At 66.4% G+C, this 15,831-nt stretch carries 14 protein-coding genes; 4 read left to right on the forward strand and 10 right to left on the reverse strand.

Annotated elements, in window-relative coordinates:
* Positions 1-14: 14 nt before the first annotated feature.
* Positions 15-1,961, reverse strand: a complete 1,947-nt coding sequence (locus KSS95_RS12635; RefSeq protein WP_217847444.1) for a DNA topoisomerase III — start codon at positions 1,959-1,961, stop codon at positions 15-17.
* Between the two features lie 237 nt (positions 1,962-2,198).
* Between KSS95_RS12635 and KSS95_RS12640 the strand changes: the two genes are divergently transcribed.
* Positions 2,199-4,049 (forward strand): polyurethane esterase, encoded by a 1,851-nt coding sequence (locus tag KSS95_RS12640; protein ID WP_217847445.1) that lies wholly within the window; start codon positions 2,199-2,201, stop codon positions 4,047-4,049.
* A 197-nt stretch (positions 4,050-4,246) separates the two neighbouring features.
* Here the strand turns inward: KSS95_RS12640 and KSS95_RS12645 are convergent, their stop codons facing one another.
* The 8 genes from KSS95_RS12645 to KSS95_RS12680 form a co-directional block, all read right to left on the reverse strand.
* Positions 4,247-4,681, reverse strand: a complete 435-nt coding sequence (locus KSS95_RS12645) for a GNAT family N-acetyltransferase (protein WP_217847446.1) — start codon at positions 4,679-4,681, stop codon at positions 4,247-4,249.
* Positions 4,674-5,840 (reverse strand): ribosomal protein uL16 3-hydroxylase, encoded by a 1,167-nt coding sequence (locus KSS95_RS12650; protein ID WP_217847447.1) that lies wholly within the window; start codon positions 5,838-5,840, stop codon positions 4,674-4,676. Before KSS95_RS12650 ends, KSS95_RS12645 begins: the two co-directional genes overlap by 8 nt.
* An 81-nt stretch (positions 5,841-5,921) precedes the next feature.
* A complete protein-coding gene (gene purB / locus KSS95_RS12655) occupies positions 5,922-7,292 on the reverse strand; it encodes an adenylosuccinate lyase (RefSeq protein ID WP_217847448.1) in 1,371 nt (456 codons plus the stop codon).
* Positions 7,293-7,529: 237 nt separating this feature from the next.
* Positions 7,530-8,156: a high frequency lysogenization protein HflD gene (gene hflD / locus KSS95_RS12660; RefSeq protein WP_217847449.1), complete on the reverse strand. Its 627-nt coding sequence runs from the start codon at positions 8,154-8,156 to the stop codon at positions 7,530-7,532.
* Positions 8,153-9,277 (reverse strand): tRNA 2-thiouridine(34) synthase MnmA, encoded by a 1,125-nt coding sequence (gene mnmA / locus KSS95_RS12665; protein ID WP_217847450.1) that lies wholly within the window; start codon positions 9,275-9,277, stop codon positions 8,153-8,155. Before mnmA ends, hflD begins: the two co-directional genes overlap by 4 nt.
* 51 nt (positions 9,278-9,328) lie before the next feature.
* Positions 9,329-9,769 (reverse strand): NUDIX hydrolase, encoded by a 441-nt coding sequence (locus KSS95_RS12670; protein WP_217847451.1) that lies wholly within the window; start codon positions 9,767-9,769, stop codon positions 9,329-9,331.
* 221 nt (positions 9,770-9,990) lie between these two features.
* Positions 9,991-12,216, reverse strand: coding sequence for an NADP-dependent isocitrate dehydrogenase (locus KSS95_RS12675; protein ID WP_217847452.1), 2,226 nt, complete (start codon positions 12,214-12,216; stop codon positions 9,991-9,993).
* 341 nt (positions 12,217-12,557) lie between these two features.
* Positions 12,558-13,565 carry a GlxA family transcriptional regulator gene (locus tag KSS95_RS12680; RefSeq protein ID WP_217847453.1) on the reverse strand — a complete coding sequence of 336 codons (1,008 nt, stop codon included), beginning with the start codon at positions 13,563-13,565 and terminating at the stop codon, positions 12,558-12,560.
* Between the two features lie 123 nt (positions 13,566-13,688).
* Between KSS95_RS12680 and KSS95_RS12685 the strand changes: the two genes are divergently transcribed.
* Positions 13,689-14,153 carry an FAD/FMN-containing dehydrogenase gene (locus tag KSS95_RS12685; protein ID WP_217847454.1) on the forward strand — a complete coding sequence of 155 codons (465 nt, stop codon included), beginning with the start codon at positions 13,689-13,691 and terminating at the stop codon, positions 14,151-14,153.
* Between the two features lie 57 nt (positions 14,154-14,210).
* Here KSS95_RS12685 and KSS95_RS12690 read toward each other — a convergent pair whose 3' ends face one another.
* Positions 14,211-14,963: an SIR2 family NAD-dependent protein deacylase gene (locus tag KSS95_RS12690; RefSeq protein WP_217847455.1), complete on the reverse strand. Its 753-nt coding sequence runs from the start codon at positions 14,961-14,963 to the stop codon at positions 14,211-14,213.
* 128 nt (positions 14,964-15,091) lie between these two features.
* On the opposite strand from KSS95_RS12690, the gene KSS95_RS12695 reads away from it, so the two are divergent.
* Positions 15,092-15,304 (forward strand): PLDc N-terminal domain-containing protein, encoded by a 213-nt coding sequence (locus KSS95_RS12695; RefSeq protein WP_217847456.1) that lies wholly within the window; start codon positions 15,092-15,094, stop codon positions 15,302-15,304.
* 68 nt (positions 15,305-15,372) lie between these two features.
* Positions 15,373-15,789, forward strand: coding sequence for a RidA family protein (locus tag KSS95_RS12700; protein ID WP_217847457.1), 417 nt, complete (start codon positions 15,373-15,375; stop codon positions 15,787-15,789).
* Positions 15,790-15,831 lie beyond the last annotated feature (42 nt).

Here is a 15,831-nt window from a genome sequence, read left to right on the forward strand (position 1 = left end):
AGTGCTCGCCTGACTTATGTAGATACCTTGCGGCGAGGCTGCCTGGGTTTGCCGGCCGCGGCCTTGCCCTTGGCAGCAGTCTTGCGCTTTTTCTTCCACGGCGCCGCCGCCTTGCCCGCCGCCGGCCCGCTGATGCTCAGGCGCATGCCGCTGCAACGCTCGACCAGCTTGCCCATCCACGCCGACTGGCGGGCGACGAAGTCTTCCAGGCTCATCTCGCCGCTCTGCACCATGTCCAGCGCCTGCTCCCAGATTGCCGTGGTACCGGGGTCGGCAATGGCCCGGGGCACCGCGTCGATCAGGCTGAACGCCGCCGGGGTGGCAGATAGCGCCTTGCCGTGCTTGATCAGGTAGCCGCGGTCAAGCAGGCCCTGGATGATGCTGGCGCGGGTCGCCTCGGTGCCGATGCCGGTGGTGTCCTTGAGCTTCTGCTTCAACCGCGGGTCGTCCACCAACTTGGCGACGTTCTTCATCGCCTTGATCAGGTCGCCTTCGGTGAAGGGCTTGGGTGGTTGGGTCCACAGGTCCTTGAGCTGCAGCCCGTGCACAGCGCAGTCCTGGCCCTCGCGCAGGGCCGGCAGCACCTGGGCCGGTGGCGCTTCACGGCCCCTGGCGGGGGTCAGCGCCTCGGGCAGCGCGCGGCGCCAGCCGGGTTCGACGATCTGCTTGCCCACCGCGCGCAACCGATGGCCGGCGCAATCGAACTCGGCCTGCGTGCGGTCGTACTCGTGGTTGGGCAGGAACTGCGCCAGGTAGCGGGCGCGGATCAAGGTGTACACCGCCTTGTACTTGGGCGACAGGCGTGCCGGATCGCTGGCGGCGGCGGTGGGGATGATGCCGTGGTGGGCGCTGACCTTCTGGTCGTTCCAGGCCCGTGAGCGACGTTGGGCGTCGAGGTGCGGCTGCAGCGCAACGAGGCTGCTGTCGGCGCGCTGCAGTGCGCCGAGGATGCCGGGCGCCTCGCCATGCTGGCTCAGCGGCAGGTAGCCGCTGTCGCTGCGCGGGTAGGTGATGAGCTTGTGGGTTTCATACAGGGCCTGGGCGATGTCCAGGGTTTCCTGGGCGCCGAGGCCGAGCTTTTTCGAGCACACCTCTTGCAGGGTGCCAAGGTCGAAGGGCAGCGGCGCGGCCTCGCGCACGCGCTCGGTGGCGACCTTCAGTACCCGCGCGGCAGCCGCCGCCTGCATCGCGGCGGCCGCCTGTTGCGCCAGGGCCTGGTTCAGGCAGCGGCCCTGGTCGTCGCAGGCGTCTTCGGCGGCGCGCCACTGGGCGTTGAAGATCGCGCCCGCGCTTTGCAGCTGCACGTCGATGGCCCAGAACGGCACGGGCACGAAGTCGGCGATGCTACGGTCGCGGTCCACCACCAGGCGCAGGGTCGGGGTTTGCACCCGGCCCACCGGCAGCACGCCCTGGTAGCCGGATTGGCGGCCGAGCAGGGTGAACAGCCGGCTCATGTTCATGCCGATCAGCCAGTCGGCGCGCGAGCGGCCCAGCGCCGAGTGGTACAGGCTGAAGGTTTCCTGGCCCGGCAGCAGCCGGCCCAGGGCCTTGCGAATCGAGGCATCGTCCAGCGCCGACAGCCACAGGCGCTGGATCGGCCCGCGGTAGCGGCAGTGTTCGACCAGTTCGCGGGCGATCATCTCGCCCTCGCGGTCGGCGTCGGTGGCGATGACCAGTTCGCGGGCCTCGCCCAGCAAGCGCTTGACCGCCTTGAACTGGCTGGCGGTCTTGGGCTTGACGGTCATCTTCCACTTCTCTGGGATGATCGGCAGGTCGTCGAGGCTCCAGCGCTTGTAGCGTTCGTCGTAGCTGTCCGGCGGCGCGGTCTCCAGCAGGTGGCCGATGCACCAGGTCACGCAGACATCGCTGCCGACCCAGCAGCCGTCGCCGCGGCGCTGGGCGCCGAGTACCTTGGCGATGTCTTTTGCCTGGGAGGGTTTTTCGCAGAGGAACAGGCGCATGGCCGCAAACGCTTCATCGTGAAAGTTGCGCACTAGGATGCGCAAGGTGGGGCCTGCAGGCAAGTTTTATCTGTATGTATGTACAGCTTTTTTGTGCGCAACTTTGGCAGGGTAGCCGCCCCTTCGGGTTGGACGTACCGGCGAGTGCGTGCCAGCTTTGCCTTTCGCCCGTCAGTCGTGTCACCGGACGAAGTCGCTGGGGTGCCTTTCCTACAAGAACAACAGGGATGTAGACCAATGCCCGTATTCGATTATCGACAGCTCGACAGCACTGCCTCTTCGGCGCTCTACAAGGACGCCATGGCCTTGGCGACCTACGCCTACCATGGCATCGACGACGGTTTCAGCGCCGGCTACCAGAAGCACGGTTTCGGCCTCGGCCTGCCGGCCACCCTGGTCAAGGCCCTGATCGGCGGCACCGACAGCCAGGGGGTGATCCCCGGTATCCCCTGGAACCCGGATGCCGAGGCCAGGGCCCTGGCCCAGGTCAAGGCCGCCGGCTGGTCACCGCTCAGCGCCGCGCAACTGGGTTACCAGGGCAAGACCGATGCCCGCGGCACCTTCCATGGCGAGGCGCCGGGCTATACCAGCGCCCAGGTCGAGATCCTCGGCCGCTACGACAGCGCCGGCCAGCTCACCGGCATCGGCATCGGTTTTCGCGGCACCAGCGGCCCGCGCGAGAACCTGCTCGGCGACACCCTGGGCGATGCCATCAACGACCTGCTGGCGGCGATCGGTCCGGCCGGCTACGCCCGCGACTACGCCGGCAACGCCTTCGGTCGCCTGCTCGACAATGTGGCGGCCTTCGCCAAGGCCAACGGCCTGAGCGGCGCCGACATCACCGTCAGCGGCCACAGCCTTGGCGGCCTGGCGGTCAACAGCCTGGCCGACCTGAGCGGCTCGCGCTGGGGGGGCTTCTACCAGGACGCGCGCTACGTGGCCTTCGCCTCGCCGACCCAGGCCGCCGAAGCCGGCAAGGTGCTCAACATCGGCTACGAGAACGATCCGGTATTCCGCGTGCTCGACGGTACCTCGGCCACCTGGGGCACGCTGGGCGTGCATGATGGCGACAAAGCCTGGGCAACCAACAACATCGTCAACTTCAACGACCACTACGCCTCCGACGCCTGGAACCTGTTGCCGTTCTCCATTGGCAATATCGCCACCTGGCTGTCGCACCTGCCCTCGGCCTACACCGATGGCCTGGGCCGGGTGTTGAACTCGGCCTTCTACCAGTGGACCAGCCGCGACTCGACCATCGTGGTCAGCAACCTGTCCGACGTGACCCGTGGCTCGACCTGGGTCGAGGACCTCAACCGCAATGCCGAGCCGCACAAGGGCAGCACCTTCATCATTGGCACCGAGCAGGACGACCTGATCCATGGCGGGCGTGGCAACGACTACCTCGAGGGCCGGGCCGGCAACGACACCTTCCGCGACGACGGTGGCTTCAACCTGATCGATGGCGGTGCTGGCCATGACACCCTGAAGCTGCAGGATGCGCTGGCCAACCTGAGCATCGCCCGGGATGGCCAAGGCACCTTGTATGTGCGCGACGCCGAGGGCGGCATCAGCCTGGTGCGCAACGTCGAGACCCTGGTCAGCAAGGAGTCGAGCCTGTTGATCTTCAGCAAGGAGGTCAGCCATGCGGTGACGCCGGGTGGCTTGCTCGACAGCGGCAAGATCAATCCCTATGCCGTGTCGCACAGTGGTGGCCAGGGCAGCGACCAGTTGCTGGCCGGTAATCAGGGGCAGTGGCTGTTCGGCCTGGGCGGCGACGATCGCCTGGTGGGTGGGGCGGGCAACGATGTATTGGTCGGCGGGGCGGGCAACGATGTGCTCAGTGGCGGCGGTGGCCGCGACACGTTCCTGTTCGACGGCGCGTTCGGCCAGGACCGGGTGCTGGACTTCACCGGGCAGGACCGGCTGGTGTTCATCGGCGTCGAGGGTGGCACGGCGGCGCCGGACTGGCGGGCGCATGCCAGCCAGGTGGGCGATGACCTGGTGCTGAAGTTCGGCGGGGACAGCGTGACGTTGGTGGGGATCTCGGCTCAGGGGCTGGGGGACGGGCAGATCGTGATTGCCTGAAGGCACTTCGCGAGCCTGTAGGAGATCGTCCAGCCCTTTGGGCTGCGCTGTCCCCCGGTGGGAGCGGCCTTGTGTCGCGAAAGGGCTGCGTAGCAGCCCCAGGATTTCAGCGTTGACGCAAAGATCGCCGGGGCCGCCATGCGGCCCTTTCGCGACACAAGGCCGTTCCCACAAAGAGCAGGTGACCACCTGATGACTCAGGCGATCTCGCGCGAGTCGCGGATCATGTCCACGTGCGGGATGCCGGCTTCGAGGAACTCCTCGCTGACCACGCGGAAACCCAGGCGCTCGTAGAACGGCGTGGCGTGCACCTGGGCGCTGAGCATCTGCTGCTTGAGGTCGCGGTTCTGCGCCTCGACGATCACCGCGCGCATCAGCGCATCGCCCACGTTCAGGCCGCGCCAGTCCTTGAGCACCGAGACCCGGCCGATGGTGCCGTCGGGCAGCAGGCGCGCGGTACCGATCGGGTAGTCGCCTTCGAGCGCCAGGAAATGCACGGCGCTGGGGTCTTCGGCATCGAATTCCAGCTCCGGCGGCACGTGCTGTTCGGCGACGAACACGGCGCTGCGGATACGGTGGATGTCGGCGTTGTCTTTGTGCCAGTCGGCCAGGCGTACGCTGATTTTATTCATCGGCGAACCCCAGGCTGCCTTGCATGACCAACTGCTGGACCAGCATCAGGCCGTCTTCGTCCTGCAGCCACTGGCCAAGGTTGTCGATGTGCAGGGCATCGGCGGCGCACACCAGCTTGAGCAGTTCGCGCAGTTTGGCCGGCAGTGGGCAGCTGCGCCCGCTGGCGAACAGCATCAGATCGTCGTTGAGCTCGGACCAGGCCATGCGTGCGCTTGGGTTGCGGATCAGCACGGCGCCCTGTTCGAGGTAGTTGATCAGGTCCTGTTCGCTCAGCTCTTCACCGACAACCTGCTCAGGGTAGCGTGGCTCGGTCATGAACTGGCCGAACCAGGTCAGCAGCAGGTCCTTATCGTTCATGTGCTTGTCGATCAGCGCCTTGAGACGATCCAGGGCGTCGTGCTGGATCTGGTGCGGATCGGTCGCAGGCACGGCGTCGGCGTCGCTGTAGCGTTCTTCATCCGGCAGGAACTGGCCGAGGAAGTCGGTGAAGTGGGTCAGCACCTCGGCGGCGCTCGGTGCGCGGAAACCGACCGAGTAGGTCAGGCAGGCGTCCTCGGCCACGCCGTAGTGGGCCAGGCGCGGCGGCAGGTAGAGCATGTCGCCCGGCTCCAGGGTCCATTCCTCGCTCTGCTCGAAGCCGGCGAGGATGCGCAGGTCGGCATGGTCGATCAGCGGGCTGTCGCTGTTGCACATCTGGCCGACTTTCCAGTTGCGCTTGCCATCGCCTTGCAGCAGGAACACGTCGTAGTTGTCGAAGTGCGGGCCGACGCTGCCGCCGGGGGCTGCATAGCTGATCATCACATCGTCGATGCGCCAGCTGGGCAGGAAGCGGAACGCTTCGAGCAGTTCGGCCACTTCCGGTACGAACTGGTCGACGGCTTGTACCAGCAGGGTCCAGTCACGCTCGGGCAGGTCGGCGAAGGCGTCCTCGGCGAACGGGCCGCGGCGCAGTTCCCACGGACGCTCGCCGTGCTCGAGCACCAGGCGCGACTCGACTTCTTCTTCAAGGGCCAGGCCGGCCAGTTCGTCGGCATCGATGGGGCTGACGAAGTCGGGGAAGGCCTGACGCACCAGCAGCGGCTTCTTCTGCCAGTAGTCGCGCAGGAATTCACGGGCCGTGAGGCCGCCCAGCAGTTGCAGTGGAGTATCAGAATTCATGTTCAACCTATTGAAAAAACGTAGTTTTCGTACGGGAATAAAAACGCCCGGCCAGGCCGGGCGTTGTACGCGACGGTCAGCTTAGATGCGTTTGGCCTGGGCCACCGCGTTGCCGATGTAGGTCGCCGGAGTCAGTTGCTTGAGCTCGGCCTTGGCCTCGGCCGGCATGTCCAGGCCGTCAATGAAGGTCAGCAGCGCTTCAGGGGTGATGCCCTTGCCACGGGTCAGCTCCTTGAGCTTCTCGTAGGGGTTCTCGATGTTGAAGCGGCGCATCACGGTCTGGATCGGCTCGGCGAGCACTTCCCAGCAGGCGTCCAGGTCGGCGGCGATGCGCGCCTCGTTGACTTCCAGCTTGCCGATGCCCTTGAGGCTGGCTTCATAGGCGATGACGCTGTGGGCGAAGCCCACGCCCAGGTTGCGCAGCACGGTGGAGTCGGTCAGGTCGCGCTGCCAGCGCGAGATCGGCAGCTTGCTGGCAAGGTGCTGGAACAGCGCGTTGGCGATACCCAGATTACCTTCGGAGTTCTCGAAGTCGATCGGGTTGACCTTGTGCGGCATGGTCGAGGAGCCGATTTCGCCGGCCACGGTCTTCTGCTTGAAGTAGCCCAGCGAGATGTAGCCCCAGACGTCGCGGTCGAAGTCGATGAGGATGGTGTTGAAGCGGGCGATGGCGTCGAACAGCTCGGCGATGTAGTCGTGCGGCTCGATCTGCGTGGTGTAGGGGTTGAACACCAGGCCCAGCTCGTCCTCGATGAAGGCGCGGGCGTTGGCTTCCCAGTCGATCTGCGAGTAGGCCGACAGGTGGGCGTTGTAGTTGCCCACGGCGCCGTTGATCTTGCCCAGCAGCGGCACGGCGGCCACCTGGGCGATCTGGCGCTCCAGGCGGTAGACGACGTTGGCCAGCTCTTTGCCCAGGGTGGTCGGCGAGGCCGGCTGGCCGTGGGTGCGCGACAGCATCGGCACGGCGGCGTGGGTGTGGGCCAGGGTGCGGATCGAATCGGCGATCTGGCGCATCAGTGGCAGCAGCACTTCGTCACGGCCGGCGCGCAGCATCAGGGCGTGGGACAGGTTGTTGATGTCCTCGCTGGTGCAGGCGAAGTGGATGAACTCGCTGACCTTGGCCAGTTCCGGCAGCTTGGCGGCCTGCTCCTTGAGCAGGTACTCGATGGCCTTGACGTCGTGGTTGGTGGTGCGTTCGATCTCTTTGACGCGTTCGGCGTGCTCGAGCTTGAAATCGGTGGCCAGGCTGTCCAGCAGGGCGTTGGCTTCGGCGCAAAACGCCGGCACTTCGCCGATCTGCGGGTGGGCGGCCAGGCGCTGCAGCCAGCGTACTTCGACCAGGGCGCGGAAACGGATCAGGCCGAATTCGCTGAAGATGGGGCGCAAGGCCTGGGTTTTGCCGGCATAACGGCCGTCTACAGGGGAAACCGCAGTGAGCGAGGAGAGCTGCATGGGGTGTTCTCGGACAGTCAGGCTTTTGGAAGGGCGCATATCATACATGAAAAATGCGCCCGGGTCGGGTGGCTGACCAAAGGTCGGGCCTATCAATCATGTTGCGATCCCCTGTAGGAGCGGCCTTGTGTCGCGCAAGGGCTGCGCAGCAGCCCCGGCAATCTTGAGCCAGGCTCGAGATCCTGGGGCCGCGCTGCGGCCCTTTCGCGACACAAGGCCGCTCCTGCAGGTTGTGCGTCAATCGTTGGTGCGCGTCATCCCGTACAGCTCATTGAGCAGCTTGCGCCGGCTGAACACCAGCTGCCAGCGGTGCCCGCCCAGCTGGCGCCACAGGCGCGCGGCGCGGATGCCGGCCAGCAGCAGGGCGCGGATCTTCGAGGCGTTGCTCGGCTGCTGCAGGAAGCGCATGTCGCCATGCACCTGGATGCGTTGGCGCAGGGTGCTCAGGGTGTCCTGGTACAAGGCTCCGCTGGAAGCGATGACGTTTTCATGAACCAGGCCGAAATGCTCGGCCTGGGACTGGATCTGTGGCAGGCGGTTGCCGATGGTGTCGAGCATGTCGCCGCGCTTGTTCAGCTGGCGCTCCAGGCCGAGCATCGACAGGGCGTAGCGCAGTGGTTCGCGCTGCAGGCTGCTGGGGTCGCGCTCCAGGGCGCCGACCAGGGCGCGGTAGCCGTCGCGCAGGTTGAGGTCGTCGCCGCCGAACACCTCGAGGGTGTTCTTGGGGTCGACCACCAGCAGGCTGCCGAGCATGCAGCCGATATTGGCCTCGCTGGCCTGGCCGGTGCGGGCGATGCGATCGACCAGCACCGCGGCCTGGAACACGCCGCCGAGGGCGATCAACTGCTCCTGCAGGTTGCTCATGCGCGTGGGCTCCACGGCTCGGCCACTTCGATCACGCCGCCGCCCAGGCACACGTCGCCGTCGTAGAACACCACCGACTGGCCCGGGGTGACGGCGCGCTGTGGTTCGTCGAACAGCGCGCGGTAGCCGTGCTCGGTGCGCTCCAGGGTGCACTGCTGGTCGCCCTGGCGGTAGCGCACCTTGGCCGTGAGGCGGCGCGGGCTGGACAGGTCGAGGGGGTTGACCCAGAAGATCTCCGAGGCCAGCAGGGCGCGGGAGAACAGCCACGGGTGCTCGTTACCCTGGCCGACTACCAGCACATTGCGCGAGAGGTCTTTTTCCAGCACGTACCACGGCTCGTCGCCGGCGTCCTTCAGGCCGCCTATGCCCAGGCCCTGGCGCTGGCCGATGGTGTGGTACATCAGGCCGTGGTGCTGGCCGATCACTTCACCTGCGGTGGTCTGGATCTCGCCCGGCTGGGCCGGCAGGTACTGCTTGAGGAAGTCGCTGAAACGGCGCTCACCGATGAAGCAGATGCCGGTGGAGTCCTTTTTCTTCGCGGTGGCCAGGCCGTGTTTCTCGGCGATGGCGCGGACCTCGGGCTTTTCCAGCTCGCCGACCGGGAACAGGGTGCGGGCAATTTCCGCGCCGCCCACGGCGTGCAGGAAGTAGCTCTGGTCCTTGTTCGGATCCAGGCCCTTGAGCAGCTCGGTGAGCGCGCCGGTGTCGCGGCGGCGCACGTAGTGGCCGGTGGCGATCAGGTCGGCGCCCAGGGACAGGGCGTAGTCGAGGAACGCCTTGAACTTGATCTCGCGGTTGCAGAGGATGTCCGGGTTGGGCGTGCGGCCGGCCTTGTACTCCTCGAGGAAGTGCTCGAACACGTTGTCCCAGTATTCGGCGGCGAAGTTGGCGGTGTGCAGCTTGATGCCGATGCGGTCGCACACGGCCTGGGCGTCGGCCAGGTCTTCGCGGGCGGTGCAGTATTCGGTGCCGTCGTCCTCTTCCCAGTTCTTCATGAACAGACCTTCCACCTGGTAACCCTGCTCCATGAGCAGGAGGGCGGAGACGGAAGAGTCCACGCCGCCGGACATGCCGACGATGACGCGGGTCTTGGCGGGGTCTTTGAGTGCTGGGCTGGTCATGGCTACCGGTGTGTATCAGAGGGGAAAAACGCCGATTCTATCAAACCGGTGTCAGTCGCGCAGCAGTTCGAGGCTGTGCAGCGGGCCTTTGCGGTAGTCCTCCAGGCAGCGCGGTACCAGTTCGCTGCGCCAGCGCGACGGCTCGGCCAGCAGTTCGTCGCGGCTCAGCCACACGGCGCGGACGATGTCGCTGTCCAGGGCCAGGTCGGCGTGGTGGCGCAGCGGGCGGGCGGCGAAGCAGATGCGCTGGTAGGTGACGCCGTTGCTGGGGGCGGTATACAGGTAGATGCCGACCACGCCGGTGAGCTCGACCTCCCAGGCGGTTTCCTCGAGGGTTTCGCGCAGGGCGGCCTGGGTGATGGTTTCGTTGGGCTGCAGGTGGCCGGCGGGTTGGTTGAAGACGTGCTGGCCGGCCTTGAACTCCTCGACGAAGAGAAACTTGCCTTCGGCTTCGACGATGGTGGCGACAGTGATGTGGGGTTGCCAGGTCATGGGCGATTCCTACGGTTGGCGCGTGCCTTGTAGGAGCGGCCTTGTGTCGCGAAAGGGCTGCGAAGCGGCCCCAGGTTTTCAGCTTCGCAGCAGAAATTGCCGGGGCCGCGTTGCGGCCCTTTCGCGACACAAGGCCGCTCCTACAAAGGCTCGTATCAGTTCTGCAGAAAGCACAAACCCCGGTGCGTGGCCGGGGTTTGTGCTGTTACTTCAAGCGAACCTTACAGCGCGGCAATGGCGCTGTTCAGGGTCTGGCTTGGGCGCATCACCTTGGCGGTCAGCGCGGCATCCGGGGCGTAGTAGCCACCGATGTCGGCCGGCTTGCCCTGGACAGCGGCCAGCTCGGCGACGATGGTCGCTTCGTTGTCGCTCAGGGCCTTGGCCAGCGGCGCGAAGCGCGCCTGCAGGGCGGCGTCGTCGGTCTGCGCGGCCAGGGCCTGGGCCCAGTACAGGGTCAGGTAGAAGTGGCTGCCACGGTTGTCGATACCGCCGACCTTGCGCGAAGGCGACTTGTTGGTGTCGAGGAACTTGCCGGTGGCCTGGTCCAGGGTGTTGGCCAGGACCTTGGCGCGCGGGTTGTCGTAGGTGTTGCCCAGGTGCTCCAGGGAAGCGGCCAGGGCCAGGAACTCACCCAGCGAGTCCCAACGCAGGAAGTTCTCTTCCACCAGCTGCTGCACGTGCTTGGGTGCCGAGCCGCCAGCGCCGGTCTCGAACAGGCCACCGCCGCTCATCAGCGGCACGATCGACAGCATCTTGGCGCTGGTGCCCAGCTCCATGATCGGGAACAGGTCGGTCAGGTAGTCGCGCAGCACGTTGCCGGTCACCGAGATGGTGTCCTTGCCTTCGCGGATGCGGGCCAGGGAGAACTTGATGGCATCGACCGGGGCCAGGATACGGATGTCCAGGCCGGCGGTGTCGTGATCCTTCAGGTAGGTCTGCACCTTCTCGATCATCACGCCGTCGTGGGCACGGGCCGGGTCCAGCCAGAACACCGCCGGGGTGTTGCTCAGGCGGGCGCGGTTGACGGCCAGCTTGACCCAATCCTGGATCGGCGCGTCCTTGGTCTGGCACATGCGGAAGATGTCACCGGCCTCGACGGCCTGCTCCAGCACCACCTTGCCCTTGCCATCGACCACGCGCACGACACCATCGGCCTTGACCTGGAAGGTCTTGTCGTGGGAGCCGTACTCTTCGGCTTTCTGCGCCATCAGGCCAACGTTCGGCACGCTGCCCATGGTGGTCGGGTCGAAGGCACCGTTGGCCTTGCAGTCCTCGATGGTGGCCTGGTAGATGCCGGCGTAGCAACGGTCCGGGATCACGGCCTTGGCGTCTTGCAGCTCGCCGGCGCTGTTCCACATCTTGCCCGAGTCACGGATCATGGCCGGCATCGAGGCGTCGACGATAACGTCGCTTGGCACGTGCAGGTTGGTGATGCCCTTGTCGGAGTTGACCATGGCCAGGGCCGGACGCACGGCGTACAGCGCCTGGATGTCGGCTTCGATCTCGGCTTGCTTTTCAGCCGGCAGGTCCTTGATGCGGGCGTACAGGTCGCCGATGCCGTTGTTGGCGTTGAAGCCCACTTCGGCCAGGGCGGCGCTGTGCTTGGCCAGCACGTCGTTGTAGAACTCCTCGACGATGACGCCGAACATGATCGGGTCGGAGACCTTCATCATGGTGGCTTTCAGGTGCACCGACAGCAGCACGCCGCTGGCCTTGGCATCGGCGATCTGCTCGGCGATGAAGGCTTTTAGGGCCTTGCGGCTCATGGTGGCGCAGTCGATGACTTCGGCGGCTTTCACCGCGGTCTTTTCTTTCAGCACGGTGGTGCTGCCGTCGTTGCCGACCAGCTCGATGCGCAGGCTGTCGTCAGCCTCGATCAGCGCGGCTTTTTCGCTGCCGTAGAAGTCGCCCTGGGTCATGTGGGCAACGTGCGACTTGGAGTCGGCGGCCCAGGCGCCCATCTTGTGCGGGTGCTTGCGGGCGTAGTTCTTGACCGACAGCGGCGCGCGGCGGTCGGAGTTGCCTTCGCGCAGCACGGGGTTTACCGCCGAGCCCTTGATGCGGTCGTAGCGGGCGCGGGATTCTTTCTCTTCGGCGCTGGCTGGCTCGTCGGCGTAGTCGGGGATGTTGAAGCCCTTGGCCTGCAGTTCCTTGATCGCCGCCTTCAGCTGCGGGACCGACGCGGAAATGTTCGGCAGCTTGATGATGTTGGCTTCAGGGGTGGTGGCCAGCTGGCCCAGTTCCGCCAGGTGATCGGCTACCTGCTTCTCGCTGCCCAGTTGCTCCGGGAAGGCCGCGAGGATACGACCGGCCAGGGAGATATCGCGGGTTTCGACGGCGATGTCGGCGCAAGCGGTGAAGGCTTCGACGATCGGCAGCAGCGAGTAGGTGGCGAGGGCGGGGGCTTCGTCGGTGAAGGTGTAGATGATCTTGGAACGGGTGGGCATGCGGGTTAACTCTCTATGTGCTGAGCGTACTCGAGTCTCGAGGTGCGCAGGGTAGGCGCTTCGCCCTGGCGACGCCATGAGCGGAAAGTCGAGAGGCTGCGAGCGGTGATGGTGGATGCATCAGTCGAGCGTCAAGTGCTGGGCTGCGGTAACAATCCAGGCTTCGTGGCCATGCTTGGCCAAGGGCGAGCCGCATTTTCCAAGGGTTCGCCCCGATGACCCTACGGTCGCGGCGCAGTATATCAAACCCTTTGGGCTAATCAGCAAGGCGAAGTGGTATCAGCGCATTTATAAGACCAAAGACGTAGGCGCAATGTGGCGCAATGACGCAGGCGCAGGGTTCACTCGCCCAGGCGCTGCTCGCGTGACGGCGGGTAGCCGAAATACGCCGCGTAGCACTTGCTGAAGTGCGACACCGAGACGAAGCCGCAGGCCACCGCCACCTCCATTACCGACAGGTCCGAATACTGCAGCAGGCGCCGGCTCTTGGTGATGCGCAGCTCCATGTAGTAGCGCCGCGGCGAGGTGCCGAGCTGGGCCTGGAACAGCCGGTCGATCTGCCGCCGGGAGCGCCCCGAGTAGGCGGCCAGTTGGTCGAGGCTGAGGGTTTCCTCGAGGTTGTTCTCCATCAGCTCGACGATGGTGCGCAGGTGCAGGCTCATGGACTTCTTCGCCCCGGGGCCGACCTGGCGGTAGCGTGCGCCGGAGAACGAGAGGATTTCCTCCACGCCCTCGGCCAGGGCGTCGCCATGCAGGCGGCGCACCAGGCCGAGCATCAGCTCCATGGCGCCGTTGGGGCTGGCGGCGGTTAGGCGGTCGCGGTCGAGGGTGAAGCTGGCCGGGGTGATACGCGCCTGCGGGCTGATCTCGCCAAGGCTGGCGCGTTGTTCGGGGTGCACGCTGCAGCCGTAGTCGTCCAGGGCACCGGCGCGGCCGAGGAACCAGGCGCCGTTCCACAGCCCGCCGAGGGTCATGCCCTGGGCGGCGCAGTCGGCCAGCAAACGGTCAAGACCGGGGTACTTCAAGGGGGTGCGCAGGCCGCCGCAGATCACCAGCAGGTCGAGTTCGGTCAGCGAGCCGGGGGCCAGTGGCGTGGCGATCAGCTCCAGGCCCAGGTCGCTGAGCACCCGGTCGCCGTCCAGTGACAGCGGGGTGTAGGCGAAGCTGTCGGCGCGCAGCAGGTTGGCGGTGACCAGCACGTCCATGGCCACCGTGAAACTGGCCATGGAGAAGTGTTCGAGCAGGACGAAGTCGACCCGGTAGGGACGCTGCGCGCCGGCCTCGGCGGGCTTGAGCCGCAGCATGTTGCTGGTGCTGGTCTTCTTGCTGAACTGGCGTGGCGTGGGCACTGCGGACTCCGCTGGCGGGCTGGCGCGGCTGAGTGTGCGTCGGCTGGGAGGGAAAGACAACAGGGCGCACGGCGCTTTGGGCTATGCTGGCGGTCCTGTGCCTTTACCGGGATCCTGCCCCTCATGAAATACGCCGTCGCCCTGTTGTTCAGCCTGGTGCCGCTGCTGGCCCACGCCCTTGAGCCGGGCGATGCCCTGGCGCCCTGGACCTTGCTCGACCAGCATGATCAGCCCTACAGCCTGGGCCCTGACACCCGCGTGCTGCTGGTGGCCCGCGACATGGAGGCGGCGCGCTTGGTCAAGGCCGCCCTGGCCGAGCGCCCGAAGGGCTACCTGGAAGCCCGCCAGGCGGTGTTCGTCGCCGATATCCAGCGTATGCCGGCGTTGATCAGCAAGCTGTTCGCGGTGCCAGCGATGCGTGATTACTCCTACCGGGTGATGCTCGATCGCCAGGGCCGGGTGGCCAGCCGCTACGCAGCGGACGCGGGCAAGGTGCTGTGGCTGACCCTGGACCACGGCAAGCTGGTGGCGCAGCAGTCGTTCAGTGACGCGCAGGCGCTGGGCGCAGCGCTGGAGCGTTTTCGCTAGGAGCCGGCCTTGCCGGCGCCAGGCCCGGCGGTGCTTGCTTGGCCAGCAAGCTGGCGTCTACCGGGCCCATGCAGCCTGGAGCAATGCCGGCAACACCTCGCCCGCTGTTGCGGCGAGGGCGAATTCCCTGGGGTGACCGGTCAGCACCGGCTGCGGATTGACATGCACCAGGGTCGCGCCGGCCGCCAGCGCCAGCCGTGGAATCGACGCCGCCGGTTGCACCAGGCCAGAGGTGCCCACCGACAGCACCAGGTCGCAATGCTCGGCGGCGGCGAAGGCGCGTTCCAGCGTGTGCCCCGGCAGCGATTCGCCGAACCACACCACGCCGGGGCGCACTGGGCCGGCGCAGTAGGCGCAGCGTGGGGGCGCGATGCGCCGGCCTTCGCCTGCGTGCTTAGCCGGCGCCGGCATGTTGCGCACCGGTTTGGCGCAATCGAAGCAGCGAAAGGCCTCCAGGCGCCCGTGCAGGTGCAGCACATCGCGGCTGCCGGCGCGCTCATGCAGGTCATCGACGTTCTGGGTAACCAGGGTCAGCTGCGCCACCCGTGTCGCCAGTTCGGCAATGGCCAGGTGCGCTGGGTTGGGCCGGGCCTCGGCAATGCCGGCGCGACGCATTTCATACCAGCCCCAGACCAGCGCCGGGTCGGCGCGAAAACCGTCGGCGCTGGCCAGTTGCACCGGGTCGAAGCGTTCCCACAAGCCGCTGAGTTTGTCGCGAAAGGTGGCGATGCCACTTTCCGCGGACACGCCGGCGCCGGTGAACACCAGCACATGGCGGGCCTGGGCCAGCAGGGTCGGGTCAAAAGGCATGCAGGGTCTCCGGCAGGCGGGGCAGAGCGGTCGCCCACTTTGCCAAGGCGCCCGGGGCGGCACAAGATCCGACTGAACCCTGAGCCACGCAGGCAACCCAAGGTGGTACATGCCAACGGGAGATACTCATGGAAATCGGAACGATCTGGTTCGTCGTCGCGCTGCTGGTCATCCTCCTGGAGATCTGGGCCATCTGGCACATCATTGGCAGCGACCGGCGCGCCGAGCGCAAGATGCTGTGGGTGGTGTTCGTCGTCTACGCGCCGTTCCCCGGCCTGCTGTTCTGGGCCTGGCGCGGGCCGCGCGCGGTCAAGGGCCGGGCCGTGCTGGAGGAGAAATGATCGGGCTTGACCTCGAGTTAAGCCAAGGTCTGATACTCGCTCGCGCCTATCTTTAATGGAGCGATGCCATGACCCTGCCCAGTGCCTTTGTGCTGTCCAACCCCGAGGGGTTGTACGACCCTGGCGCCAACGCCTATTCCCATGTTGCCGAGGTCCAGGCCGGCAGCCGCTTGCTGTATGTCGCCGGCCAGGGCGGCGAAGACCTGCAAGGACGGCTGTCGAGCCGTTTCGACGAGCAAGCGCGCCAGGCATTGGCCAACCTGAAGATCGCCCTGGCGTCGCGGGGCGCGACGTTGCAGCACGTCTGCAAGTTGACCTTGCTGGTGGTCGATCACTCCGAGGCGCGCCTGCGCCAGTGGGTGACCGAGGCCGAGCGTGCCTGGGGCGGGCGGATGGCCCCGACCTGCACCTTGATCCCGGTGCCACGCCTGGCCCTCGACGGCATGCTGGTGGAAATAGACGCGGTGGCGGCGTTGCTCCCGTAGCCGCCGGCTTGCCGATACCCGGTAGAATCGCGGTTCCTTCCT

The organism is Pseudomonas muyukensis, assembly GCF_019139535.1.
GTDB lineage: Bacteria > Pseudomonadota > Gammaproteobacteria > Pseudomonadales > Pseudomonadaceae > Aquipseudomonas > Aquipseudomonas muyukensis.